The following is a 24,390-nucleotide window of genomic DNA, read 5'->3' as shown; positions in this document are numbered from 1 at the left end:
AACGCATGAACGAAATAACGTCTCTGACTAAGTACCTGGTCAGAGACGTTGTTTGTGTTTTTATTGATTTAAATCTGTTAGTAGTAGCTCGTTAGAAACAGCAAAAGTAGTAACTTCTGTTAAAGCTGGATCCAAAGTGTATTTTGTAAATGAGGTAGTACTTTCTGGTTGGACATACATGGTTAAATTAGTCACATCATATCCTGACCAATAATGTGTGAAATCAGACAGAGAATTACTTTGACCTAAATGGCCAATCCCCCGAGGAATCATCACTGTTTGGAAGGCGCGATAGAGTTGCATAATCCCTTCAGAGCTATCAAATTCTTGGAGATTGTCAGAATAGTATAACGCACGAATGAAGCGTGACGGCGAAGTGAAGTCTCCTGGGATTCCTAATAGTCCGTAAGAAGTCCCACCTTCAATTGGGTCAAGTGTTGCGCCTGATTTTAAAGTGTAAGGTTCCTTAATAGCATAGTTGCGCATCCCGATATAGTTTCGTGCATTGGTTAAATGATAATTGTATTCTGGGCTGTTTGTGACTACGCCAATCGAATCATAAATGACGAACGCTCCGTTATCTGTTGGTTGCAAAACGATACTATTATTATTTTTATCATTAATGGTCCAGTGTAAGGTGAAATGAACTTCCCCCAATGAATCAAGTTGGAATTTTTGATCTAACAGGCCGATTTTTTCAAAAGCTATTTTTACTTCGTCAACGCTTTCAAAATTACTCAAAATATAAGCGAGTACTTCTTCTGCAATATGAGGTGTTAAACCACGATCTGCTAAACTTTCAGCAGGTGCTGTTGAAGATTCCATTAAATATTGAATATCACCAGATAAGCCGGCTTCGTTGATACCATCTGTGATAGCAAGGCTGACGGTTTTACCATCGTTCGCTGGTTGATCTGTGCCTGACATTGCTAGTCCCATAAAGGAATATTTTGCCGTCCAAGGATTTAGTTGGCTATTTAGAACTGTACCTTTTGGAAATTGAGCAATTAGAGTAGGGATTTTTGGTGCAATTGGATCTTCGTTGCCAAAAAAGTCAAACGTAAAATCCATCGTACGTCCATAAAAAATATCATTTGTTTTGGAAATAATCTTGATGCCTGTACACATAATAGTTTCCCCCAATTAATGTAAGTTTGTGAAGCCTGTTTACTAGTTAAGCATATCATACTCTAGGAAACAGCGGTGGCTAAATTCTTAAAATATTAGACAATTTTGTCTAAATGAGGTGAAAAAAATTTTTTAGCGATTTCCTTCACAAAACACCTTATTATCTTTCCGAAAATATGATATCTTTAGAATGGAAATTTCATGAAAAGAGGATGCGAATGTTTAAAAAGTACACACAAATGATAAGGGATGAATTTAAAGGGTATAATCAAAAAAAATTGAAAAAAGATTTCTTGGCAGGTTTGACTGTCGCAGCCGTCGCGTTGCCGTTAGCGTTAGCGTTTGGGGTCTCCAGCGGCGCCACTGCAGCAGCTGGCATGATCACGGCGATTATCGCTGGAATTGTGATTGGGAGCCTTTCGGGTGGGTTTTATCAAATTTCAGGACCAACAGGTGCGATGGCAGCTATTTTAATGTCAATTGCGGCAGTCCATGGCATGCAAGGGATTTTGTTGGCCACCTTTTTGGCGGGAATTTTCTTGCTTTTGGCAGGGATTTTGCGTTTAGGGAGCTTGACTTCTTTTATTCCGTCACCGGTCATTACCGGGTTTACTTCAGGAATTGCTATTATTATTGCGTTGGGGCAGCTTGATAATTTCTTTGGGGTTCGTTCAGAAGGACACAATTTAATTGAGAAAATCAGCAGTTATCGTTCATTGGGCTTTGATTTAAGTATACCAACGACGGTTATGTCGATTTTAGTGGTGCTTGGATTAGTATTCTTTCCGAAAAAGTGGAATGCGATGATACCAGCTTCATTGGTGATGATTATTTTAGCTACGTTAGCAACAGTGGTTTTTCAACTGCCAGTGGCCACTGTAGGGAAAATTCCGACAAGTATTTTTAGTGATACACGTTTGGAACTTGGTTCACTTCAATTAAGTGCGTTTCAGGATATTTTGGTGCCTTCGATTAGCATTGCTATGTTAGGTATGATTGAAAGTTTGCTTTGTGGCGCTTCGGCTGGTCGCATGACAGGGAAACCATTAGACAGTAATCAGGAACTAGTGGCACAAGGAATTGGCAACTTAATTTTGCCATTTTTCGGTGGCGTACCTGCAACGGCAGCGATTGCCCGCACGAGCGTAGTGATTAAATCTGGTGCGCAAACACGTTTAGCGGGTATTTTTCATGCAGTCTTTTTATTGTTATCGATGTTGCTTTTATCGCCAGTCATGTCTAAAATTCCCATGCCTGCGTTAGCTGGTGTTTTAGTGGTGACAGCGTGGCGAATGAATGAATGGTCGGTGATTAAAGAATTCTTCCAGAAACGTTTCCACACAGCCTTATGTTTATTCTTTTTAACGATGGTAGCGACCGTTATTTTTGACTTGAGTTTAGCGATTGTTTTAGGGGTCTTAGCTGGTTGCCTGTTTTTCATTGTGAAAAGTGCCGTGATTACGATTAATGTTGAGGAAGTCGATTGGTCAAGAATGGGGCTAGTACCGACCGAGTGTACAGAAAATTGGGTGGTGGTTTATTTGAGTGGCCCGTTATTTTTCATGTCTTCTGAACGATTGAAACAAACGTTACTGCAATTGGAAACAAAAAGTGGTGTAGTATTTTCAATGCGAGGAGTTCCTAGCATTGATAGTACGGCGTTAGATATTTTAGAAGAATTTTGTCTTGCAGCAGAAGGTCGTGGACAACAAGTTCAATTTGCCGCTCTGCAACCAGAAGTTGAAAAAATGATTCGAACCATTCAAGGAAATCAAGAGAAAGAATACCATTTCTCAGTCGCAGAATTTTTACAAACGGTGCATGTTGCAGAACAATAATTCATTTTCAAATGAAATGTTCTATTTTCTATTGCGTGCTTAATGGGTGAAGAAATAAGAAAAATAAGTGGGGACTAAAACGAGTTTCTAGAGGAGTTCCTAAAAAATAATAAAGAGAAAACTTCTCAGTATGAAGTTTTCTCTTTATTATTTTTTTAGGTTATTTATTGAATTACTTCTAGCATAACGTCTTTTTGATCATCCGTAACATTGCCTGCGTAGTTAGGAGTGATTAAAGATATCGAACCATTTTTATTGTTGAATAAGTATAAAGTACCCGATCTATTTTGTTCATCGTTTGAAGAAATATTAGTTCCTAAAATTAACTCTGTATTTACTTTAACGGTGCGAATACTGTTATCGGCCGCTGAAAATATTCTAATCTCTTTTGTAGGAATTGTATTTATAGATAGCTCATATTTATTAATGGCTTCTTTCACTTGACCATTTTCAGCCCCAAACAATTTAGTTCGGAAGGTAGCAGTTGGTGTTGAATTTAAGTTTTCTAACGTAATTGAAGTTGGCACATTCATTCCTTTAAAATTAAATACGAGTGGATTGTTTAAACTACTAAGATCGACAGCATAAGGTGTTGCTTCTAAAGAATTTGCTTCTTCGACATTTGTGGATACTTCATTTTTAGACTTTGCCGAAGCCTGAGTGGTACTGGCACTTTCTGAAGTTTCTTTTAGTTTATTATTAGAGCTTGTTTCTGTGCTAGAACTGTAATGATTAGTACTGCTTTTTATTGATGTTGTATGATTGGTAGAATTTTCTTGTTTTTTAGGTTCATTCGCTTTTTGAGAACTACAACCTGTTAAAAAAATAACTAAAATAACACAAAATAATTTTTTCATACTATTCCTCCTATAGACGCTATAACTAATTTTATCTTACTTGTTAATATAACAAAAGAAATAATTATTTTATTTTCACGAATGCTCAAATTGTTTAAATCTGTAGTTTTTATACTTATTTTTGTTGCATTTGCAACAAAAATAAGTTAAAGTAATGACAATCATAAAATATTAGCGAAAGGAAGTGTCCTAGTGACAGATATTTTAAGAGAAATTGGCATGATTGCGCGGGCCTTAGATTCAATCAGTAATATTGAATTTAAGGAATTATTTTTAACACGAGGACAATATCTTTATTTGGTCAGGGTCTGTGAAAATCCTGGAATTATCCAAGAAAAGATCGCCGAACTGATTAAAGTTGATCGAACCACAGCGGCGCGGGCGATTAAGCGTTTGGAAGAACAAGGCTTTATTTATCGTCAAGAAGATGCAATCAACAAAAAAATTAAGCGGATTTATGCCACAGAAAAAGGGAAAAACGTTTATCCAATCATTGTGCGCGAAAATCAACACTCGAATCAAGTGGCTTTGCAAGGCTTGTCAGAAGTGGAAATTTCACAATTGGCAGAGTACTTAGTCCGGATGCGTAAAAATGTCAGCGAAGATTGGGAATTTGTCAAAAAAGGGAACACTCGAAATTATTAAGGAAAGGACGACTGATTGATGGGAGAAATAAAACAATTAACAATAGAAGATGCACCAGCGTTACAAGAAATCAGCATTGAAACTTATACAGATACTTTCGGACCATATAATACCCCAGAAAATATGCAAGCCTATTTAGTAGAAGCTTACAATTTAGAAAAATTACAAAAGGAATTGGCTAATCCCCACTCTGACTTTTATTTTATCTTTGTCGATAATCAATTAGCTGGCTACATGAAATTAAATCGTGAGACGGCACAAACGGAACCGATGGGGCCAGAAAAGCTCGAGGTTGAGCGATTGTATATTTTGCCTGCGTTTAAAGGAAAGAAGCTGGGGACACAATTGTTAGAACTGGCGGAAGAGAAAGCTCGTGAATTTGGTAAAAAAGCACTGTGGCTAGGTGTCTGGGAACACAATGATGCGGCGCGGGCATTTTATAAAACGATTGGCTACCGTTATTATAGTCAACATTCGTTTTTTATGGGAGACGATGAACAGACGGATTTTATTTTGTTAAAGGAATTGTAGCAAGAAAATTTAGAAACAAAGATTTCTGATAAAATCAGAAATCTTTGTTTATTTTTTTGACTAAAATTAAGCATTTTTTTATTTTCAAAATGTTATTTTTAAAAACGTAAAAATTGAAAAAGAAGATTTTGAATCTGTGAAAAGTTGTCGATCTTGTGAGAAAACTCTTTTGTCAGTGTCTTTTTTCAGGATGGGTCTCTTCCTGAAAATCCACTTCAGTTTATCTGTTTTGTGTGTGTTTGATTAAAAAATGTTGTGTTGGATTTCATTTAACTGTATAATTTATTTATGTCATTTTTAATAATAAACGTATTTTAGCATTTGAAAAGAGAAGTTGTACATAATATGTGAATAAAAAGATTTGTTTCTTATTTTCTAGAGTGAGAGGGCGATATAAAAAAGGTTGCTATTTTTTCGTTCAAAGTGAACAAAGAATCGTTTGTTATTTAGTTGGGGTAACTAATGATTATTGTTATAAAAAGCGCTTACAATTCGTGTGATGAGAGTAGTACGCATGTTTGTGCAAAAGTGACAAAAAAGAGAAGGCAGGGTGTTTTAATAGAAAAAAATTTTAATAAAAAGGAGAGTTTGTCGTGGAGAAAAATGTGTCTCAAGTAACAGCTCAAGAAGAAACAGCGCTGAAAGCACGTGGCTACAATGAGGATTTGTTGCCAAGTAGCCCGAAACAACGGACAATGGGCGCGCGCAATTTTTTTACATTATGGATGGGTTCGATTCATAATATCCCGAATTATGCAGCAGTGGGCGGCTTTATTTTCTTAGGTTTATCGCCGCTGCAAGTTATGCTGGCAGTTGTGCTAAGCTCATTCATTGTAGCAGCCTTCATGAATTTGAATGGCGTGGCTGGCTCTAAATATGGCATTCCTTTTGCGATGCACTTACAGTCTACTTACGGCAGTCTCGGGGCAAAACTGCCAGGGTTCTTAAGAGGTTGTGTGGCCGCAATTGCTTGGTTTGGTCTGCAAACATTTACAGGATCGCTGGCTTTATTAATTATTCTCGGGAAATTTTGGCCGAACTTTTTAGAAATTGGTGGATCATTCCAGTTTTTTGGTCTCAGGCTACCTGAATTAATGGCGTTTACTCTTTTCTGGCTCTTAAATGTGGCAATAGGTTTCGGTGGTAGCAAAATTTTGAACCGTTTTACCGCCATTTTAAGTCCGTTGATTTATGTCGTTATTATTGGATTAACGATTTGGGCCATTCGAGCTGGGGGCGGTTTAACACCAATTTTGTCTTATCAAGTTTCTGGTGCGATTCGTTCAGTCAATCCACTGGTGGCGTATCTGATTATTTTTAACTCGGTTGTGGCCGTTTGGTCAGCACCTGGTGCGAGTGTGGCGGATTTTACTAAGAATGCGCGCTCGACACGTGCTCAGGTTGTGGGGCAAACAGCAGGTTTAGTTGTTGGTTATGGGATTTTCGCTTTTTCCAGTGTGGTTATTCTGTTAGGTGGTTCGCTGTATTTTGGGATTCAAGAATGGAATATTTTAAACATTATTGATCGTTTAGATAATGTGGCAGTGGTGGTCTTAGCCATGTCGGTTTTCTTATTAACGACTATTTCAACGAATGCAACAGGGAACATCATTCCGGCAGGTTATCAATTGGCGGCGCTGTTTCCTAAAAAAATGACGTATAAAAAAGGCGTCATGATTGCCAGTGTTATTAGCTTTCTTATTATGCCTTGGAAACTGATGGAAAACGCCGATAGTATTTTTATTTTTCTGAACGCAATTGGGGCTGTTTTAGGACCAGTCGCTGGTGTGATGATTGCGAATTATTATTTTGTTCAAAAGCAACAAATTGATTTAAATGCTTTATACGTAGATAAACACAAAAAAGAGGAAGCCAATCCCTTTTACGGATTAAACAAGCCAGCGTATGTCGCTACTATTCTGGCGTTGGTTCTTTCCTTAAGTGGTCAATTTATTCCACAGGTTAAAATCATTGCTGATATTTCGTGGTTTGTGGGCTTTGCCACAGGTTTTGTGCTGTACTTAGTGTTAAAAAAATGGACTTGGGATTCAAAAAAAGTGAAAGAAACAGCTTATCAGGAGGGAAAATAAATGCAAGCAGAGTTAGTGATTAAAAACGGGTTAGTTATTTTAGAAACTGGAGAAGTCATTACGGATGTCGCCGTTCAAGAAGGAAAAATCGTAGCGATTGGGCAAGACTTGTCAGGAGAACGTGTGATTGATGCGACGGGTTTAGTCGTTAGTCCTGGGATGGTGGATGCTCATGTTCATATTACCGATCCTGGTGGTGGTTACCGCGATGAATGGGAAGGGTATGTCACAGGAACGGCCGCTTGTGCCAAAGGGGGCGTGACGACTTTTATGGAAATGCCTTTAAATCAGATTCCAGCAACTGTGGATAAGACCTCTCTTGAGATCAAATACAAGGCAGGAGAAAATAAACTAAAAGTAGATGTAGGGTCATTTGGGGGCGTGGTCCCGACCAATTTGGCTGGTGGGATTCAGGAACTTGATGAAGGAGGCGTTTCCGGCTATAAATGCTTTTTAGGAACGTGCGGCGATCGTTCAATTGAAGGAGATTTTCAAAATGTCGACGATTATTCACTATATGAAGGAATGAAACAAGTTGCTAAGACTGGCAAAGTGCTAGCAATCCATGCAGAAAATGCGCCAATTACGGATAAATTAGGCGCGTTAGCTTATCAAAATGGCGAAACGACTTTAGCGGCATATGTAGCTACACGTCCTGTGTTTACCGAAGTTGAAGCGATTCAAAAAGCCATTTTATTTGCCAAAGAAACAGGTTGTCGGATTCATATTTGCCATGTGGCTTGTCAAGAAGGCGTGGAAGAAGTTTTGAAAGCCCAAGCAGAAGGGGTAGATGTGACTTGTGAAACATGTACGCATTATTTATATTTTACCACGGATGAACTTGATGCCATTGGTCCAGTTGTCAAATGTTCGCCGCCGATTCGTGACGCGGACCAACAAGCCGCCTTATGGAACCACGTGCAAACAGGCGGCATCGCGTTTGTAACCTCTGACCATTCTCCTTGTACGCCAGACTTAAAAGATACAACCAATGCTTTTGAAGCTTGGGGCGGCATTTCTGGTGTTCAAAATAACGTCGATGTGTTATTCGATGAAGCCGTCCAAAAACGTGGTTTATCCTTGAAACAATTCGCGGATATGATTGCAGCAAACCCAGCTGACCGTTATCACTTAGCGCAAAAAGGCCGCATCAGCATTGGTAAGGATGCCGATTTTGTACTAATTAAACCTAATGCGCCGTATATCTTAAAAGCAGAAGATTTAGAATACCGAAATAAAATTAGTCCTTACATTGGTCGTGAAATTGGGGCCCAAGTGATTCAAACAATTTTAAGAGGCGAAACAATTTACGCACAAGAAACTGGAGTAACTGAGGCATTTAACGGCGTATTTATCAAAAATTAAACACCTATTTTAGAAATGGAAAGGGACAGAAGCGTGATTGAATTAGCGCCTCTGTCCACGAGTTAGAGGATGTTCGTTGGCTGTTTTGCACAAAAAAAGGCTTAATTTTGTTTGATAAGTACAATGAAGATAGCTAGGGAAACGTTTACAATCAGAGTGTAATCAGTCAGGAGGTTTTGTGATGGACTTGGAAAAAGTTTTAAAACAAAGAATCGAAGAGTTGTCAGCAATTGGGAGTGATCCTGCAGGAGGGATGACACGCTTACTTTATACAGATTCGTGGTTGGCAGCACAAAAGTATGTGCAAAGCCAAACTGAGGCGTTTGGACTGGAAACGCAATTTGACGAAGTCGGGAATCTGTTTTGTCGAGTGGCAGGAACGGAATTTCCTCAGGAAACGATTTTAACTGGGTCACATATCGACACAGTAGTTAATGGTGGGACCTTAGATGGTCAATATGGTGTTATTGCTTCCATGACGGCTGTTCAATATTTATTAGACAAATATGGGAAACCACGGCGTTCTCTAGAAGTGCTTTCCATGGCTGAAGAAGAAGGGAGTCGTTTTCCAACGGTTTTCTGGGGAAGCAAAAATGTCGTTGGTGAAGCCAAACGTGAAGAAGTAGTCGACATCTCTGACAACGAAGGCAAAAAGTTTGTTGATGAGATGCATCGCCAAGGCTTTGATTTTCGGCAGGAGCAAACAAGACGTGAGGACATTGAAGCATTTGTCGAAATTCATATTGAACAAGGCAATATTTTAGAGAACGAAAAGCTCCAAGTCGGTGTTGTTCATAGTATTGTAGGGCAACGTCGCTACACGGTTACCTTAAAAGGGCAAGCCAATCATGCAGGCACTACGCCAATGAGTTACCGTCATGATGCGGTATATGGCTTTGCTAAAATTTGTGCAGAAGCCATTGATCGTGCGAACGAAATTGGGGATCCGTTAGTTTTAACATTCGGCAAAGTCATTCCGAAACCCAATACAGTCAACGTGGTGCCTGGAGAAGTGGAATTTACAATTGACTGCCGTCATACCGACGCTGCTTTTTTACGACATTTTACAGGTGAATTAGAAGAACGGATGAAGACAATTGCTCAAGAATTAGGCTTGACGATTGCAATTGACCGCTGGATGGATGAAGCCCCTGTACCGATGAATCAAGCAATTGTAGAAGTTATTGAACAAAAAGCCAAAGAAGGCAAGTATCAGTATCGTATGATGCATAGTGGTGCTGGGCATGATTCGCAAATTATTGCGCCCCATTACCCGACAGCGATGATATTTGTGCCAAGTATTGGTGGGATTAGTCATAATCCAGCAGAAGCAACGGCATTTCCAGATTTGGTTGAAGGCGTCAAGCTTTTAGCAGATACCTTATATGAATTAGCGTATAAATAAGATAGAAAAGGAAGAATTGTGATGGGTTATAAAAATAATCGAGTTGGTTACCAAAAAGAATTGTTAACATCAAGAGCTGTGATAAAAAAAGACAATTACGCCATTATTCCCCATGATGGTTTGGTGCAAAATGCAGTACCTGGTTTTGAAAATGTCGATATTTCCATTTTGGGATCACCTAAATTAGGTGCGACATTTGTGGATTACATTGCTACGTTTCATAAAAATGGTCAACAAACAACTGGTTTTGGTGGCGACGGGATTCAAACGTTGGTTTATGTCATTGACGGTCGTTTGCGCGTTTCAGATGGTCAAGAAACCCATGAGCTTGAAGCCGGGGGCTACGCCTACTTTACGCCTGAAATGAAAATGTATTTAGCGAACGCACAGGAAGCGGACACAGAAGTTTTCTTATATAAAAAACGCTATCAGCCGTTGGCGGGCCATCAACCTTATAAAGTGGTTGGGTCAATTCATGACCAACAACCCGAAGAATATGAAGGAATGACAGACGTTTTACTTTGGAGTTTATTGCCGAAAGAGTTTGACTTTGATATGAATATGCATATCTTATTTTTTGAACCAGGCGCTAGTCATGCCTATATTGAAACGCATGTCCAAGAGCATGGTGCGTATTTAATTAGTGGCCAAGGGATGTACAATTTGGACAATGAATGGTATCCAGTGGAAAAAGGGGACTATATTTTCATGAGTGCCTATGTGCCACAAGCAGCCTATGCGGTTGGCCGTAAAGAACCGCTAATGTACGTTTATTCCAAAGATGCCAATCGTGAACCAGAATTATAACGAAAAGCCGAATGTAAAGTAATGACCTCGGAACAATAGGATTTGAACACGCAGTGGTGAACGGTAGAGTCCTTTTTCTTGGTAGACGTTACTTTTATTCGGCTATTTTCCTGTTAATTATTTTTCTGAAAGCTCTAGCGCTACCCGTAAGAGTAAACTCGTCTCAGGCTCTTGAATAGAGGTGTCTAATAATTTTTCACATTGATTCATGCGATATTTAATGGTGTTTCTGTGAAGGTAAAGAGCGTTGGCCGTTTTAGTAATTTCGCAATTGAAATCTAAAAAAACTTTCAAGGTTTTTCGTAATTCTTGTAACGTCGGTTCCGTCGGATAGGCCAACTCTTTCAATTGTTGCTGGCAAAAGTATTCAACATCTTCAGTGCCAATCTTTTCAAAAAGTCCAGCTAGGCCTTTGGGATGGAACAATTGCACAGTTGCTGGTTTTTGAGCGTGTAAAGAAGCCTCTAATGTCGAGGAAGCTTCAATATAAGAATTAGGCAAATCTTCTAGGTTTTCATAAGCATTGCCTAAAGCAAAGCGAATGGTAATAGGCAAAGCCTGTTGCAAACGTTCAGCGAGGTTTTGCAAAATCATCAAATGGTCATTTTTTTTAGATTGAAAAATCAAGATACTTTTATTTTGATTTTTTAATTTAAACAAGGCGACATCTGGCAGGATTTCCGGCAATTGTTCTTTGAGCCATTGGAAAATTAGTTGCCCTTCCGCTTGCTGATAACGAATATGGGTTTCATTTTCTGGTTTAGTCACGCCGTAGACAATCGCTAATTGATAATAATCACTGTTGATTAAACGATAATTTTTCCAAAGTTCCAACCAATTTTGATGTTTACTCAGTGCTTCTTGATGTGTATCAAGCAAGCGGTCCAAAAAGTCTGTTTTGAGATGTTCAAAAGATTCAGCAATTTTCTGGTTTTTAAATAACATAAAAGTCAAAACTAAAATGGCCTGATCAATGGCAAATTCAGAAATAGGATAAGGAATCTGTTCAGGAGATAAGACCAATAAATAATAGGGAAAATAATCGTTCACACGAATTGGAAAGCCAGCTACTTGAATGTTTTCTTGTCGCTCATCCTGTAAACGAAAGATTTTCTTTTCTTGTGCCAATTGTTGAAAGTGGTCTTTTGATAATTGTTTGATAAAAAACTCCGCTGATTTTTGATTGCCATAAAAATAATTCGAGTGGGCAATCACCTGTTGCCAAGGACTTAATAAAATAATTGGCGCATTTAAAATTTTCGCAAATTCAGCGATGAAGCGCGTAGCATCAACATCTTGCATTAATAATGTTGAAAAACGCTTTTGGATGTCAAATGCTACAGACATCTGTTCGGTTTTGCTATCACGAAGATAGCCTACAATTTCATGCAACAACCCGCCTAGTGGCTGTGTGCTAGGAATTTTAATCAGGGGCAAATCAACGGCACTGGCATAGGCAACAATTTCTGGTGAAATTTCGTCAAGGAACCGCCCAACTTTGATTCCTAAAGCCGTACATTCTGCTTGTTTTAACGAGTCAATAAAAGGTTTCAATTTTTCTTGATCATCTTTATAAATCATTGCCGTTGTTAAAATCATGACATTTTTAGGGATAAAATCAGCCACATCAGGTGTTTCCGTGATTTCTACACTTTCCAAGGGCTGTGTTAAGTTTGAGTGAGACGATAATAATTGTAAGTCAGAAAATCTTGGTAAAGCCAAGACCTCAGCTAATATTTTCATCACAACAACCTCCTTTTTTTATAGTATAGCGAAGAATAAAAAGGAGTACAAAAGATAGTTATTGAATATGTCTAAAAAACAAAGTCAAAATAGTGCAAATTGAACAATGAATTTCTGGGTTTTTCCAAAGATAATAAAAGAGAAGAATTAAAAATGAAGTGAGGGATTACTATGTATCAACAACCAAATTTTGTACGGCGAACAATCATGACGCCGGGACCAGTCGAAGCCCATCCATCGGTACTTCGTCAAATGGGTCAACCAATTTTAGGGCAATTCGATCCAGAATTTCTACAAATTATGGATGAAGTTCGGGAAATGATTAAAGTACCTTTTGCCACAAAGAATCAACAAGCCTTTGCCATTGATGGCACGTCACGTTCAGGCTTGGAAGCGGGGTTATTTGCATTGATTGAGCCAGGTGACAAAGTGCTTGTGCCTGCGTATGGCCGGTTTGCTTATTTATTAGGTGAAATTTGCGAACGCGCCCGGGCCGAAGTCATTTATTTAGAAAAGGACTGGCTCGCACCGTTTGAGCAAACAACGGTGATTGAAGCGATTAAAGAACATCAACCAAAAATTGTTGCGATGGTCCACGGCGAAACGGCGAATGCACAAATGCAACCGCTGGATCAAATTGGCGCCTTTTGTCGGGAAAATGAAATTTTCTTCGTAGTAGATATGGTGGCGACTTACGGCGGTGTCGAAACAAAGGTCGATGATTGGAAGATTGATATTGCGGTAGCAGGCACTCAAAAATGTGTCAGTGTACCTTCAGGCCTTTCTTTGATTACTTACAACCAACGTGTGGCCGACTATCTGGCGGGCCGTTACCAAAAAGAGTTAGGGCTTGGCGCGGATGCGCGGAATGAACGGTTCATTCAAAGTAACTACTTGGATTTATCGCAATTAGAAAAATATTGGGGACCAGAGCGCTTAAATCACCATACAGAAGCGACTACAATGATTTATGGGCTACATGAAGGGTTGCGCTTGTTACTTCAAGAAGGCATGGAAAATGTCTACGCACGCCATCGGAAAAACGATCGTATTTTAGTTGAAAGTCTGCAAAAAATGGGCTTAGAAATTTTCGGGAAGTTAGACACAAAAACACCAACAGTCATTCCTGTGGTCATTCCAGAAGGAATTGATGGTGAAAAAGTGCGGAGCTTATTACTGGATCATTTTAAAGTTGAAATTGCATCTTCCTTCGGTGATTTAAAAGGAAAAATTTGGCGGGTCGGTAATATGGGTTACAGCAGTCGCGAAGACAATGTGTTGCATTTTTTAAGTGCCTTTGAGACTGTATTGAAACACCAAGGCTATCAATTTGAAGGCGGTAGCGGTAGTACTCATGCATTGGCTGAGTATTTAAACTAAAAAAGAAGGTAGGACAAAGGTCACTACGTAAAAAAGCGTAGTGCTTTTGTTCCTTGTGAAACGTTAACCAAAAAAATGATTGGTGGAGGAAAAGAAAATGACAGACAAGACAAAAAGTTCGTTGGCTTATTGGAAAAAAATCGTTATTTTACTATGTATGGGCTGGGTAACAATCTGGATTTATCGTTCCGCGCTTTCTCCCGTTTATCCACAAATTCGTGCGTCTCTAAATGGTAACGCTTCCGATACGGCCCTAGGGTCCATTTCTAGCTTTTATTTTCTCGGTTACGTAGTCATGCAGATTCCTGCAGGCTTCTTGGTAGACAAGATTGGGAAAAAACGTGTATTAATTCCAGGCTTTATCTTGTTTGCGCTGGCAGCATTACTGATTGCCCAAGCCCAAACGATTGGAACAATTTACTTAGGTAGCTTATTGGCAGGCTTAGGATGTGGTTCTTTCTATGGCTCGGCTTACTCGTTGACGTCGCAAAACATTCCTCAAGCCAAAAAAAGTTTTGCAACAGCTATTGTCAACAGTGGTTCAGCAGTTGGTTCAGGTTTAGGGATGATTTTATCTAGTTATTTAGTTGCCCAAAAAGGATTGCCTTGGCAAGTGATGATGTACATTTCCGCCTTTATGATTATTTGTATGTTAGTGGCTTTTCAAGTGATTATTCGCAATCATAAAGAAGACATGGCCTTGATTCAGCCAACCGTTGTTGATGAAAAAGATAACGGAGCGGTAAAAGAAAAAGTGCCCTTTAAAAAACTGTTTGCGCCACATATGCTATTTGCGTATATTTTATATTTTGGCACTTGTTATGCATATTATATGATTGTGACTTGGTTACCTAATTTTTTAAGTACCGAACGTGGTTTCCAAGGAGCAGCAATTGGATTGTCCTCTTCGCTGGTCGCATTTGCCTCTATTCCAGGAGCGTTATTTTTTAGTCGGTTGGCGGATAAGTACATGCATAAAAAAGTTCAATTCATCGTTGTTTTAGAATTTTTAGCAACAGCCATGCTCTTGTTAACTGTACAAGTAAGTAATGCGACGTTGTTATTAATTGCTTTAATTATGTATGGGTTCTTAGGAAAATTAGCTGTAGAACCGATTATTATTTCTTGGCTAGGTGAAAATGCACCAAAAATTGGAATTGGCACTACTTTGGGCGTGTTTAACTTTTTCGGCATGATGTCATCTGTGATCGCCCCAGCTTTGACTGGGAAAATTTCTGACACAACGGGTTCGAAAGTCATGGGCTTTTATATCGCCGTCGTGATTTTACTAATTGGCACGATTCTTTTTATGCTTGTCAATTTAAAAAAACGCGGGGCAGATTCGTCTAATAAATAAAAAAACAACGCAAACTTATCTTTCATTGAATAAGTTTGCGTTGTTTTACTTTTTGACAATCATATTAATCGCTTGTGCTAATCGCTCTTCTTGTTCTTTAGGGTCTTTTTCAGGATTTTCAAAGCAATGCTTTAAATTCTCCGCAACTATCATCCCCATTACGCGATCAATACTAGAACGGACCGCACTCAACTGAGTGATAACATCGATACATTCTTTTTCTTCATCAATCATTTTTTGAATCCCGCGAATTTGACCTTCTGTGCGGCGTAAACGATTCAGCACTTTCTTTTTTTCTTCAGTCATTTTGCCCCTCCTTAAGAGTAGTGATTGGTTTAAAATATACCTACACGAGGTATTTTTGTCAACTATCTTTTCTTTGAATCTAAAAATGGCAGAAATCTCTTCAGTTGACAAGTCTAACTTTTTCATGTTAAATATACCCCGTAAGGTATATAAGAGAAGGAGAAAAAGATGTTATTTCAATTGTTAAAAAAAACGCCAAGTATTTCAACAAAGGAATTGCAGTCACGTTTATCTAAAGAGATAACGTTATTAGATGTCCGAACACCTAGCGAATACCGCTCAGGGCATATTCCGCAAGCGATTAATGTCCCACTTAACAAAATTCCCGCCTACAACAAACCCGCTAACGAGGTCTATGTGATTTGCCAGTCCGGCATGCGCAGTAAAAATGCGGCCAAAATTTTAGCGAGAAAAAACTATCACGTGATTAACGTTCGTGGCGGGATGTCCCAATGGTCTGGTCAAATTAAAGGAGGAAAATAAATGAAAATTGTAATTATCGGAGGCGTGGCTGGTGGCATGTCAGCAGCGACACGTTTACGTCGCTTAATGGAAGATGCTGAAATTGTTGTCATGGAAAAAGGCCCTTTTGTTTCATTTGCAAACTGTGGTTTGCCTTACTACGTTTCTGGCGAAATCGCAGAAAGAGAGCAACTGCTTGTTCAAACACCCGAAGCGTTAAAGGCACGGTTTAATTTAGATGTTCGTCCTCACCATGAAGTGGTGGCGATTGATCCAATAGAAAAAGTGATCACAGTGAAACATGAAACAGAAATTTTAACAGAACACTATGACAAATTAATTTTATCACCAGGGACGAAACCTTTTGTGCCACCAATTACAGGATTGGCAGAAGCCAAAAATGTTTTTTCATTAAGAAATGTTCCTGATTTAGATCAAATTATGACAGCCTTGACACCAGAAACAAAACGAGCCGTCGTGATTGGCGCAGGCTTCATTGGCTTGGAAATGGCAGAAAACTTGCAAAAACGCGGATTAGAAGTCACTCTCGTGGAAAAGGCACCCCATGTTTTACCGCCATTAGACGAAGAAATGGCCGCTTTTGTCAAAACTGAATTAAGCAAAAACAATGTTCAAGTAATTACAGGACAATCTGCGGTTGCTTTTGAAGAAGAAGGGCAAGTGATTCGCTTAGAAGACGGTCAAACATTAGCTTCTGATTTAACCATTTTGTCGGTGGGTGTCCAACCAGAAAATACCTTAGCAGTTGAAGCAGGTGTAGCAACTGGTTTACGTGGCGGTATTGTTGTTGATGAACACTATCAAACGAATCAACCCGATATTTATGCGGTTGGGGATGCTATTGTAGTGAAACAACAAATCACTCAAGAAGATGCGCTGATTTCTTTAGCTTCTCCTGCCAATCGCCAAGGACGTCAAGTAGCGGATGTGATTGCTGGGTTAGAGAGAAAAAATCAAGGGAGCATTGGGACTGCCATTGTGCGAGTCTTTGATTTAACCGCCGCTTCAACTGGTTTAAGCGAACGAGCTGCTAAAGCTGCTGGACTAACAACAGCTGTTGTGCATATCAGTGGAAAAGACCATGCGGGGTATTATCCTGGTGCAACAGATCTTCAGTTAAAATTAGTTTTCCATCCTACGACAGGGGAAATTTATGGCGTACAAGGAATTGGGGCAAAGGGCGTAGATAAGCGGATTGATATTCTTGCGACCGCTATTAAAGGACAGTTAACTATTTTTGATTTGCCTGAATTAGAGTTTACCTATGCGCCGCCGTTTGGTTCAGCGAAAGATCCCGTGAACATGTTAGGTTATGCAGCGATGAACCTTGTAGAAGGATTGAGTGAAAACGTTCAATGGCATGAGTTATCCAACGAATTAGCTAAGGGGGCTGTTTTATTAGATGTCCGTAATCCCGCCGAACGAGCCAATGGTCAATTTAAAAATGCTGTCTCTATTCCTTTAAATGAGTTAAGAGAACGTTTGGAGGAATTAGACAAGTCAACGGAGTACATTGTTAGTTGTCACAGCGGTTTGCGTAGTTATATTGCAGAACGGATGCTAAAACAAGCAGGCATCTCAGCCAAAAATTTAGATGGTGCTTTTGCGCTATATCGAATGGTAAAACCGGAGGAACTAGAAAATGTATAACACGATTGGCATGCCTGAATTTTATCAGGAAGCAAAACGAAAAAAATTACCGATTATTGATGTACGAGAAGAAATGGAATACCAACTGGGGCATGTCCCCCAGGCCATCAACTTACCTTTAAGTACTTTAACCGAAAATTATCAGCAATTAGATAAAAACCAACCCTATTATCTGATTTGTCAAATGGGATCGCGCTCCGCACAAGCGTGTGCGTTTCTCAGTCAACAAGGGTATCAAGTAACCAATGTTCTAGGTGGTACATCTGGCTGGTTGGGTCAATTAGAACAATAAAATAACAAAAAACGTTTATCCTTTTACACAGGATAAACGTTTTTTTGTTAGATAAAGATGTGTCAAAACTGTAAGAGGAATGATAGGAAGATGAAGGGACCAGTTTTTTTATTCATTATATACTAAATAAAATGACAAACTCGTCAACAGAAATCAAGGAGGAACAAATAAATGAAAAAGTCAGGCCAGAAGAAGCGAAATAAAAAAGTGTGGTTCGGTATTGGTGCCGCAGTGGTCGTCGTCGGATTTATCGGAGCAAAAACAGTTTTTTCTTCAAAAGAAGTTGAACCTGAATACACAACGTATACCATTACAGAAATGGCCTCATTAAAATTAGATGGTCAAGTGAGTTTTCTAGATACTCGGGATATTTTCTTTGATCCTTCTTTAGGAAAAATTGCCGAAATAAATGTTGAAAATGGTAAAGAAGTCAAGAAAGATAGTCCATTGTTAACGTACAATAACTCAGACATCCAAGCCACAGAAACAGAACAAGCGAATGCCGTTAATCGGAACAATCTTCAAGTTCAACAAGCACAAGAGAACGTTAACTTAGCCACTCAAAAATACAATGAAGCGTTAAACAAAGTTGCTGCAGCCAAGCAAAAATTAAACACCGCAAAAGAGGCTGAAGAGAAAGAAACACTAAATGCGGAAATTCAGCAATTGAATGAAGCCGTTAGTGCTGCGAATAGTGAAGTCGCCCAAGCTAACCAAGCCCTTCAATTAGCCAACAGTGATGCCGTCGGAGCAGCAAACACGCTTGAACAAACACGTGGCAAAGTTAACACAGTCGTTACAGCACCAATTGATGGCCAAGTCACTGTCGATGCTAGTGCCATGAGTAGTACCGACAAACCAGTCATTAAAATTGCAACACAAAAGAAAAATATTCAAGGAAAAGTAACCGAATATGATTACGATAAATTACAGACAGGGGAAGAAGTAACAGTGACGACCGTTGGTTCAGGCAAATCAGCGCCAGGCAAAATTGTTTCCATTGCGCAAACCCCAATAGCTAAAAATGAAGGTAATCCAGTAGTGAGTTATCAATTTACAGTAGAAGGTGATTTTCCTTGGGCAGAAGGCTTGTCTACTAGCATCGCTGTGCCGCAAAAGCAAATGATTATACCGACAGCAGCAATCCAAAAAGAAGGCGAAAAAGAATTTGTCTATGTTTACAAAGCGGGCAAAGCGAAAAAAACACCGATTGAAACAGAAACAAATTTAGGTCGTAAAGTTGTCAAAAGTGGCTTGAACTGGAAAGACCAAGTGATTGCCAATCCCAATAAAGAATTAAAAGATAATCAAGATGTTCAGGTAGCTGCCAATGATTAAGCTAGCCCATATTCATAAATATTATTATTCCGAAGAAGAAACACTGCATGTGTTAGATGATATTAACCTCCAAGTAGACGCTGGAGAATTTTTAGCGATTATGGGTCCTTCTGGTTCTGGGAAATCGACTTTGATTAATTTGCTAGGCTTTATTGATAAAAAGTTTGAAGGAACGTATTTATTTGAAGACCGTGAAATTGGCGACTTTTCTGATAAGGAACTATCCCGAATTAGAAATGAAGCAGTCGGCTTTGTCTTTCAGAATTTTAGTTTAATTGAAACACTAACAGTTGAAGAAAACATTGAATTACCTCTTTTATATAGTGGGTTAACCCCAAAAGAAGCCAAAGATCGTGTCCACGAAGTTCTGACAAAAGTCGGCTTGCCAGATAAAGGCAAGAAGCATCCAAAACAACTTTCGGGCGGACAACAACAACGTGTTGCCATTGCACGTGCGATTGTCAATCGGCCAAGTTTTATTATTGCAGATGAACCAACTGGGGCTTTAGATAGTAAAACATCGGAAGAAATTTTAACGCTCTTTCAGCAATTAAACAATGAAGGTGTCACCATTATTTTAGTGACACATGATGAAGAAACAATTGAATACTGCAATCGTTTGATTAAAGTTCGTGATGGAAAGATTTTAGAGGAGGTGCTGACATGAAACGTTCAATTATTTGGAAAACCGCCTTCCGTTCCATTTTGAAAAATAAGCGACGCAGCTTGTTAACGATGCTAGGGATTGTCATCGGGATCGCTTCGGTGATTACCATCGTGGCTATCGGTAACGGTTTTAAAGAAGACATGGTCGATAAATTATCTGCTGAAAAACAAAAAGAAAATGTGAAAAAGATTTCTTTTTCGGCCTACAACACTTCGGATATGTTTAGTGACCAAGCGATGTTTACTGACAATGATTTAGGGGTCGTGCGCATGATTCCTGGCGTAGAAAAAATTGATTTTGATCAAAGAGAAGTTGATGGCGCCCAAAAAGGTACACTGAATTTTCAAGCAGGACCGAAAAATCTTTCTGTAACCTATGAACTTGCCGACAAAACCACCAAAGAATTGTTGGCGGGACGCCAACTGAATGATGGAGACAATGCAAAACTGGATAAAACAGTGGTGGTAGATGAACTGGTTGCCAAAGAACTCTACCAAGACCCAACTGCAGCAGTTAATCGAACTTTTCCGTATAAAGATCAACTTTTTACCATTGTTGGCGTGACAACCAATACCAGCGGTGCCATTGGTCCAGGTAATGATGACTCATTGCTTTATTTTCCCAAAAAGACCTATGAACATTATTTCGGCAAGCTAAAAGATACATCTACGTTGAAGCTAACAGTAGCACCTGGCTATCAACCAGATCAAGTATTGAAAGAAACAATAAAAACTCTCTCTCAACAAGGAACCATGAAAAACAGCGGGACGTATCAAGAATATAATGTTAAAGATACCATCAAAGAAATGGGCTCTTTATTAAATAATTTAACCTTGTTTATTTCCGCAATTGCGGCCATTTCACTGGTAATTGCTGGGGTCGGCGTTATGAATATGATGTACATTTCGGTTTCAGAACGGATTAAGGAAATTGGTATCCGACGTGCATTGGGCGGGACAGCCAGTGATATTAAAAAGCAATTCTTAACAGAAGGAATTGCCTTGACCTTAATCGGCGGAATTACTGGTTATCTTTTAGGAATGATTATTGCCTACTTAGCATCAATGGCACTACCGTTTTCTGTTCGTCCAGATTTAATGACCGTTTCATTAGCCATTGGGATTTCTGTCTTTATCGGGGTTGTATTTAGCTATTTCCCTGCCTCGGCAGCTTCGAAAAAAGACTTGATCGATATTATGAAATAAATACAAACAGCAAAAAAACAGCCACTTTTGGCTGTTTTTTTTAGTGAAAGTAGAAAAAAATCCAAAGATTTCAAGAGAAAATAGCTGACAAACGTCAAAAGGTTGATATTAGCTACCAACCTTTTGACGTTTGTCAGCTAAATAAAAAGAAAAAAATTGAAAAAATAGCACGTTGAGGATTAAATAACAAATATTTTTTAAATAAGACTATTAGAAAGCCTTTATAAATCAGGGATTATAGGAATGACTGTTAATGACTGATTTGCTTGTAAATTTCTAAATTTTAATTCGAAAAATTTCCAGTATACTAAATATATCAAAACAAAACACGAAAATTGAGAAAATTTTGAACTAAAAAAGAATTAAGGAGGAATCAAGAATGAAAATAATGGTCATCACAAAAAATATTTTATCAGAAACTGCTTTTCAAAACCGCTTACAGCATTTAGATCACCAAGTTTTTTGTACGACGTGTTTGATTGGTGAAATTAAGGAAAGTCATTTGTTTTATCGAAAATTTGATGCCATCATTCTCAGCGAAACGATTCCTCGCAAAGAACAATATTTATATCTAAAGGAATTAGCCAGAGTTAAAACGCCGTTGTTTCTTCGCTCGGAAGACATTCCTACCTCGGAAGAATTGAGCATTAGCTATCAATATGGCATTCTCAATTGGTTACGATTGGATGCGACTTTGGATACATTAAGAGAAAATCTCCTTTTGGCAGAATTAAATAAACCCATCCAACGAGAAGATGAAAAGTTAGATGTAGAGGGAATAAAGCTAACAGCCACAGAACGTGCACTACTGGCTGTCTTGTATAGTACGCCAAAAGAACACTTACCAATGGAACGCCTTTGTAAATTAATATATGACACAGAAGAAACAGCCAATAATCGAAAAAAAATGACCAAACAGCTGACAAAATTAAATAAAAAAATTCAAGTAGGGGGCTTTAAAAAACAAGGTATCCAAAATACACGGTATAAAGGCTACAAACTGCATCCGCAGTTGCTTCCTTACATTGGCGAATTATTTACTTAAAATAAAGAAACTCTTGACGAATGAAAATCACCATCACAGGATGACCCCTAAAAACCATGCTATACTAATACGGAATAGTATAGGAGGTGGGTCTGTATGAAAGACGGACTATATTGGGTACAACAATTAAAAGAACAGAAAGTAAGTCGCACAGAACTCTTAAAGGATATTGAGAAAAAAGTCCAAAAGTTAAATCCAAAGATCAATGGCTTTGTAACCTTTGATAGCCAAGAAGCAGAAGCAACTTATCAAAAAAATAAACAGCAGGACACACTATTTTCTGGTTTGCCATTTCCTTTGAAAATGTTAGGCCAAGAAAAAGCGGGGTGGTCGGCAACGGCTGGCTCGCAACTTTTTAAAAATAGTACTGCAACAACGACCTCTAACTTTGTCAAACAAGCAGAAACGATTGGCTTGATGCCTTTAGGACAAACCAACGCCCCAGAGTTTGGCTTTAAAAATATTACGGATCCTGCGCTTTACGGGCCAGCCCGCAATCCTTGGAACCTGGAACATTCGCCAGGCGGTTCCAGTGGCGGCGCTGCCGCAGTTGTCGCTAGCGGGATTGTTCCTATCGCCGGCGCTAGCGATGGCGGTGGCTCCATCCGAATTCCCGCCTCTTTTAGTGGCTTAATTGGCTTAAAACCTAGCCGTGGCTCCATGCCTGTCGGCCCAGAAGGCTGGCGGGGCTGGCAAGGTGCCTCGATTGACTTTGCGTTGACTATTTCTATGAGAGACACCAAAGCATTATTTTATGGCCTACGTGGTAGCCACAGTGGCGCCCCCTACCAAGCGCCCTTGGCAGAATGGCAAACACACCCTAAAAAACAACGGCTAAAAATTGCTCTGTGTACCGCTTCGCCTATCGGCTCACTGATTTCGCCAGAAGCAACACAAGCGGCGAAACAAGCGGCTGATTTTCTGGCAGCAGCTGGTCATGAAATCATTGAGATTCCTTATCCAGTCGATGGTGCAGCGCTGATTCGCTCCTATTATCAAATGAACGGCGCAGAAACTACAGCGATGATGAATAGCATTCAACAGGGGCTCGGGCGCCCAATTCGTAAAAAAGAAATCGAACCTTTTTCATGGACCATGCATCAATTCGGCCAAAAGATTCCAGCAGCCACCTATGTTCATTCATTACAGTTGTGGGATCAAGCAGCAGTAACGATGGAAGAACTTTTTCAAAAATTTGATCTGTTTTTATCCCCAACAACGGCTTTTTCAGCACCAAAAATTAACGAAGATTTGCAAAGTGAGCACATTCGTCAACGAATGGCGCAAGCAGCAGAATTAACAGAAGCAGAGCTAGCTGAATTAATCTATGATTATTTTGATAAAAGTTTACAGCTAACACCGTATACTCAACTAGCTAACTTGACAGGACAACCAGCCATCAGCTTGCCCACACATGTGACAGCAACGGGGTTACCCTTAGGTATTCAATTGTTGGCTGCTCGTGGACGTGAAGATCTCTTGTTCCAAGTAGGTGAACAGTTTGAGCAAGAAGGCAAATTTAAATTACCAAAAAGTTACCGCTAAATAGGGTGTTATTGTGACCAAATTTCAGATAAAATAGACACAAGACAAAAAACTGAGGTGGAAAAATGCTGTACGTAGTGAGACATGGTGAAACAGATTATAATGTGGCCCGTAGAATTTGTGGTCATGCGGAAGCGCAATTGACCGAAAAAGGCTATCAACAAGCGGAATTGGTAGCTGAAAAAATTGCCAAACAAGGAATTCAAATCGACCGTTTACTGGCATCCCCTTTAAAACGGGCGCAAGAAACAGCCCGTAAAATTGCGGAACGAAATCAATTGACGATTGAAACAGAACCTCGTTTAATTGAGATGAATTTTGGCATTTATGATGGTGAACCGATTGAAACAACGGCTTTCCAAGAAAATCGTTCTGAGATTTCCTTGCCGTTTCCAGAAGGGGAATCAGTCCTAGATGTCGCGGGTCGAATTTATCCCTTGATTGAGGAAGCCTTGGCTTCAGAGGAAACTTACCTATTTGTTTGCCACAATGCGGTTATGCGAGTCATTGATAACTACTTCAATGGCAAAAAAATCCAAGATTTCTTGGACTTTCATTGTGAAAATACACAACTTGTACAATACGGAGAATAAAAATCAAGTCTTTAATCTTTTGGTTAAAGACTTGATTTTTTTATGGTAAATAAGAAACCGCTTCCGTTTTAATGTATAATAAATTAACTTTTGGATCAAAAAAGAAATGGGGAAAAGACT

At 39.2% G+C, this 24,390-nt stretch carries 22 protein-coding genes; 18 read left to right on the top strand and 4 right to left on the bottom strand.

All coding sequences use genetic code 11. The features are described 5' to 3' along the window. Positions 1-60: 60 nt before the first annotated feature. Positions 61-1,128, bottom strand: a complete 1,068-nt coding sequence (locus IGK03_RS11945) for a choloylglycine hydrolase family protein (protein ID WP_126268405.1) — start codon at positions 1,126-1,128, stop codon at positions 61-63. 176 nt (positions 1,129-1,304) lie between these two features. On the opposite strand from IGK03_RS11945, the gene IGK03_RS11940 reads away from it, so the two are divergent. Next, on the top strand, positions 1,305-2,966 hold the full coding sequence (locus IGK03_RS11940) for a SulP family inorganic anion transporter (protein ID WP_016618047.1): 1,662 nt from the start codon (positions 1,305-1,307) through the stop codon (positions 2,964-2,966). 164 nt (positions 2,967-3,130) lie between these two features. Here IGK03_RS11940 and IGK03_RS11935 read toward each other — a convergent pair whose 3' ends face one another. Beyond that, complete coding sequence (locus IGK03_RS11935) at positions 3,131-3,823, bottom strand: hypothetical protein (protein WP_002406031.1); 693 nt, start codon at positions 3,821-3,823, stop codon at positions 3,131-3,133. A gap of 192 nt (positions 3,824-4,015) precedes the next feature. On the opposite strand from IGK03_RS11935, the gene sylA reads away from it, so the two are divergent. The 6 genes from sylA (at position 4,016) to allE (ending at position 10,666) form a co-directional block, all read left to right on the top strand. Then, positions 4,016-4,468 carry a transcriptional regulator SylA gene (sylA, locus tag IGK03_RS11930; RefSeq protein WP_430602343.1) on the top strand — a complete coding sequence of 151 codons (453 nt, stop codon included), beginning with the start codon at positions 4,016-4,018 and terminating at the stop codon, positions 4,466-4,468. 18 nt (positions 4,469-4,486) lie between these two features. After that, complete coding sequence (locus tag IGK03_RS11925; RefSeq protein WP_002384774.1) at positions 4,487-4,999, top strand: GNAT family N-acetyltransferase; 513 nt, start codon at positions 4,487-4,489, stop codon at positions 4,997-4,999. A gap of 593 nt (positions 5,000-5,592) precedes the next feature. Next, positions 5,593-7,089, top strand: coding sequence for an allantoin permease (gene allW, locus IGK03_RS11920; RefSeq protein ID WP_049095617.1), 1,497 nt, complete (start codon positions 5,593-5,595; stop codon positions 7,087-7,089). Next, complete coding sequence (gene allB / locus IGK03_RS11915; protein WP_010776143.1) at positions 7,090-8,454, top strand: allantoinase AllB; 1,365 nt, start codon at positions 7,090-7,092, stop codon at positions 8,452-8,454. 181 nt (positions 8,455-8,635) lie between these two features. Then, positions 8,636-9,859: an allantoate deiminase gene (gene allC / locus IGK03_RS11910; RefSeq protein ID WP_010707067.1), complete on the top strand. Its 1,224-nt coding sequence runs from the start codon at positions 8,636-8,638 to the stop codon at positions 9,857-9,859. Positions 9,860-9,880: 21 nt separating this feature from the next. Further along, a complete protein-coding gene (allE, locus tag IGK03_RS11905; protein WP_049095622.1) occupies positions 9,881-10,666 on the top strand; it encodes a (S)-ureidoglycine aminohydrolase in 786 nt (261 codons plus the stop codon). 117 nt (positions 10,667-10,783) lie between these two features. Here allE and IGK03_RS11900 read toward each other — a convergent pair whose 3' ends face one another. Beyond that, positions 10,784-12,409, bottom strand: a complete 1,626-nt coding sequence (locus IGK03_RS11900; RefSeq protein ID WP_002393997.1) for a PucR family transcriptional regulator — start codon at positions 12,407-12,409, stop codon at positions 10,784-10,786. Between the two features lie 171 nt (positions 12,410-12,580). Between IGK03_RS11900 and IGK03_RS11895 the strand changes: the two genes are divergently transcribed. After that, complete coding sequence (locus IGK03_RS11895) at positions 12,581-13,789, top strand: pyridoxal-phosphate-dependent aminotransferase family protein (protein ID WP_002355061.1); 1,209 nt, start codon at positions 12,581-12,583, stop codon at positions 13,787-13,789. A 97-nt stretch (positions 13,790-13,886) separates the two neighbouring features. Continuing rightward, entirely contained in the window at positions 13,887-15,146 is a 1,260-nt protein-coding gene (locus IGK03_RS11890) for an MFS transporter (RefSeq protein ID WP_002368361.1), read from the top strand. 45 nt (positions 15,147-15,191) lie between these two features. Here the strand turns inward: IGK03_RS11890 and IGK03_RS11885 are convergent, their stop codons facing one another. Next, positions 15,192-15,452, bottom strand: coding sequence for a metal-sensitive transcriptional regulator (locus IGK03_RS11885; protein ID WP_002355063.1), 261 nt, complete (start codon positions 15,450-15,452; stop codon positions 15,192-15,194). 168 nt (positions 15,453-15,620) lie between these two features. Between IGK03_RS11885 and IGK03_RS11880 the strand changes: the two genes are divergently transcribed. From IGK03_RS11880 to IGK03_RS11840, 9 genes are all read left to right on the top strand, one after another. Further along, positions 15,621-15,935, top strand: a complete 315-nt coding sequence (locus IGK03_RS11880; protein WP_010713765.1) for a rhodanese-like domain-containing protein — start codon at positions 15,621-15,623, stop codon at positions 15,933-15,935. Then, a complete protein-coding gene (locus tag IGK03_RS11875) occupies positions 15,936-17,585 on the top strand; it encodes an FAD-dependent oxidoreductase (RefSeq protein ID WP_430602339.1) in 1,650 nt (549 codons plus the stop codon). Next, the gene (locus IGK03_RS11870) at positions 17,578-17,877 is read left to right on the top strand and encodes a rhodanese-like domain-containing protein (RefSeq protein ID WP_002355066.1); all 300 of its coding nucleotides are present in this window, start codon (positions 17,578-17,580) and stop codon (positions 17,875-17,877) included. Before IGK03_RS11875 ends, IGK03_RS11870 begins: the two co-directional genes overlap by 8 nt. 171 nt (positions 17,878-18,048) lie before the next feature. Next, positions 18,049-19,215, top strand: a complete 1,167-nt coding sequence (locus tag IGK03_RS11865) for an efflux RND transporter periplasmic adaptor subunit (protein ID WP_002361088.1) — start codon at positions 18,049-18,051, stop codon at positions 19,213-19,215. Continuing rightward, on the top strand, positions 19,208-19,882 hold the full coding sequence (locus IGK03_RS11860) for an ABC transporter ATP-binding protein (protein ID WP_002365285.1): 675 nt from the start codon (positions 19,208-19,210) through the stop codon (positions 19,880-19,882). The genes IGK03_RS11865 and IGK03_RS11860 overlap by 8 nt, the downstream gene beginning before the upstream one ends. Further along, positions 19,879-21,087: an ABC transporter permease gene (locus IGK03_RS11855; protein WP_033625280.1), complete on the top strand. Its 1,209-nt coding sequence runs from the start codon at positions 19,879-19,881 to the stop codon at positions 21,085-21,087. The genes IGK03_RS11860 and IGK03_RS11855 overlap by 4 nt, the downstream gene beginning before the upstream one ends. A 379-nt stretch (positions 21,088-21,466) precedes the next feature. Beyond that, positions 21,467-22,132 (top strand): helix-turn-helix domain-containing protein, encoded by a 666-nt coding sequence (locus IGK03_RS11850; protein ID WP_010713768.1) that lies wholly within the window; start codon positions 21,467-21,469, stop codon positions 22,130-22,132. A 96-nt stretch (positions 22,133-22,228) separates the two neighbouring features. After that, a complete protein-coding gene (locus IGK03_RS11845; protein WP_338349359.1) occupies positions 22,229-23,677 on the top strand; it encodes an amidase in 1,449 nt (482 codons plus the stop codon). Between the two features lie 65 nt (positions 23,678-23,742). Continuing rightward, complete coding sequence (locus IGK03_RS11840; protein WP_002359138.1) at positions 23,743-24,270, top strand: histidine phosphatase family protein; 528 nt, start codon at positions 23,743-23,745, stop codon at positions 24,268-24,270. The last annotated feature ends 120 nt before the right edge of the window (positions 24,271-24,390 follow it).

The organism is Enterococcus sp. DIV2453a (genome assembly GCF_050533535.1).
Classification (GTDB): domain Bacteria; phylum Bacillota; class Bacilli; order Lactobacillales; family Enterococcaceae; genus Enterococcus; species Enterococcus faecalis.
The sequence above is the reverse complement of the archived record's forward strand: the minus strand, read 5'-3'. Positions and strand labels throughout refer to the sequence as shown.